A 1,513-nucleotide genomic window follows, 5' to 3' on the forward strand; every position below is an offset into this window, starting at 1 on the left:
TTTATTAAGCTTTAATCGTAGAATCATAAAAAACACAAAATTTTGAAACATTTTATTTACATCAAACTATTTAGATAAACGTCATACTCTGTTAATTTAGATGTAATGAGTAATAAAAATGAATCTGAATGAACATGTTAGCCAACGAAGTTAACTGTCTTTAGCATTATTTCAGCATGGATACGCAAAAGAAATGATAAAAATCATACTAAGAAGATTGTCACCACTCTTGATCATTATTGTATTTGTTGGGTTAGCCCTGGCACTTATTAGCACCCAAGAAGCTCCAGAGCAAAAAGATGAAGCTATCAGTGTACCTATTATTGATGTGCAAACTGTTACGCCGCAAACCTTGTCGCTTAACCTACCCTCTTATGGCGTGGTAAATCCCAAATATAAAACTCAGCTTGTCACCGAAGTTCAAGGGCGCATGTTGAGTATTTCAGCCAATTTTGTTGCCGGTGGCGTGGTTAAAAAAGGCGAACAACTGGCTATTATCGAACCATCTGATTACGAAGCTGACCTTATTCAGGCCGAAGCGACTGTCGCTCAAGCAACAGCTGCATTAAATGAAGAAAAAGCCCGCGGTGTAGTGGCTAAAATTGAATTTAAAGACTTTGGCAAAGGCTTACCGCCAGAGCTAGGGTTACGTATTCCACAACTGAAAAAAGAACAAGCCAACGTCAAGTATGCAGAAGCTGCATTAGCACGCGCACAACGTAACTTAGCGCGCACCGTTATTCGCGCGCCATTTGACGGCATAATTAAGGCCCGCAATGTCGACTTAGGCCAATATGTCACGTTAGGCACAAACTTAGGTGAGCTATACGACACCAGTATTGCCGAAATCAGATTGCCGTTAGCAAATGAAGATCTCGCTTATTTAGAGTCTGTCGATAATCCTGAAACCGCAGTTACACTCACAGCATTGCTGGCGGGTAAGCAAGTCTCTTGGCAAGGCAATATAGTGCGCAGCGAAAACGTCATCGACGAACAAACTCGCATGGTATACCTCGTTGCTGAAATTCATGACCCGTATTTGCGCAACAACAAAACCGAAGGTCAGTTGCCCTTAAAATACGGCAGCTTTGTTAATGCCGTTATCACAGGCAGAACCGTTAATGATGTAGTAAAGCTACCTCGTCATGTGGTGCGTAATGGTCAGGTTGCCGTAGTGAGTGCAGATAATATTATCGAAATGCGCAAGGTGAACATTATTCGCTCAGACGTTGATACCATTTATATTCAAGGCAGTTTCAAGGCAAATGAGCGCGTATCAACCACTAGCATTAACAGCTTGAATTCAGGACAGGTTATCAAAGTACTGGGCGAAGAAACCAAGACTGAACCAGTCGATACTGACACCCAAGCCGCTACGACTGCAGGTGAATAATAATGGATACTAATAAAGGAATTATCGCCTGGTTTGCCCGCAACAGTGTCGCCGCCAACTTACTGATGGCAGCCTTGCTTATTGGCGGTTTGTTCAGTGCTGTATTGATTAATAAAGAAA

Annotated in this window: 1 protein-coding gene; it reads left to right on the top strand. The window is 42.1% G+C overall.

Annotation, left to right across the window (positions count from 1 at the left end; translation table 11 throughout):
* Positions 1 to 193 precede the first annotated feature (193 nt).
* The gene (locus tag CXF78_RS00165) at positions 194 to 1,393 is read left to right on the top strand and encodes an efflux RND transporter periplasmic adaptor subunit (RefSeq protein ID WP_011636146.1); all 1,200 of its coding nucleotides are present in this window, start codon (positions 194 to 196) and stop codon (positions 1,391 to 1,393) included.
* The last annotated feature ends 120 nt before the right edge of the window (positions 1,394 to 1,513 follow it).

Origin of the sequence: Shewanella sp. 11B5, from assembly GCF_002836795.1 — a bacterium.
Taxonomy (GTDB): Bacteria; Pseudomonadota; Gammaproteobacteria; order Enterobacterales; family Shewanellaceae; genus Shewanella; species Shewanella frigidimarina.

Excerpts from the sequence above, each read along its gene's own strand:
- CXF78_RS00165 (WP_011636146.1), top strand. The coding sequence starts at position 194 with ATGATAAAAATCATACTAAGAAGATTGTCACCACTCTTGATCATTATT.